This window comes from Xanthobacter sp. BG11Y11_SDJG (assembly GCF_057364445.1).
Window position 1 is genome coordinate 1 of the sequence record NZ_JBNFNU010000761.1, and the last position, 940, is coordinate 940.

General features: G+C 74.3%; 1 pseudogene. It reads left to right on the forward strand.

Annotation, left to right across the window (positions count from 1 at the left end):
* Window positions 1-70: 70 nt before the first annotated feature.
* Window positions 71-940 (forward strand): annotated as a pseudogene (locus AC2W7M_RS26360) (DUF4159 domain-containing protein); the annotation flags it as partial.

Consider the following 940-nt stretch of genomic DNA (forward strand, 5'->3'; position numbering starts at 1 on the left):
GCGCTGACCGTGAAGGTGCTGCGCCCCGGCCGGCGGCCCGCCCCGCGCCGGACGGGTGGAGGCGCGGGACATGCGCGGCCTGTCGCTCGGCGAAGCCGCCTTCACGTTGCCGGACGGCGCCAGCGAGACCGAGGCGCGCTTCGCCTTGCCGGTGGAGATGCGCAACGAGATCGCCCGGCTGGAGATCGTCGCCGAGCGCTCGGCGGGCGCGGTGCAGCTGGTGGACAAGCGCTGGCGCCGGCGCACGGTCGGCATCGTCTCCGGCACCACCACCGACACCGGCCAGCCTTTGCTGGCGCCCACCTATTACCTCTCCCGCGCCCTCGGCCCCTTTGCCGACCTCAAGGTGGCGGAGACCGGCTCGGCCACCGACAACATCAACGCCTTCCTCGACCAGCGCCTGCCGGTGCTGATCCTCACCGACGTCGGCACCATCCCCGCCGCCACCCGCGCGCGCTTGACGCGCTTCGTGGAGGACGGCGGCGTGCTGGTGCGCTTCGCCGGTGCGCGGCTCGCCAACAACGCGCAGGACGACCTCCTGCCGGTGAAGCTGCGGCGCGGCGGCCGGGTGCTCGGCGGCTCGCTCTCCTGGGACACGCCCCAGCCGCTCGGCGCGGTGACGCAGGACGGCCCGTTCCGCGACCTGAAGATCCCGGCCGACGTCACCATCAACCGCCAGGTGCTCGCCGAACCGGACGGCCTGCTCGGCGAACGCACCTGGGCGACGCTGGCGGACGGCACGCCGCTCGTCACCGGCACGCGCATCGGCAAGGGGACGCTCGCTTTGTTCCACGTCACAGCCGACACCTCCTGGTCGAACCTGCCGCTTTCGGGCACCTTCGTGGACATGCTGCGCCAGGTCATCGCGCTCTCCGACACCCCGCCCCCCCGGCCGCCCGACGGCGCGCCCGCCGAGACCACCCGGCCGCGCCGGCCTGCG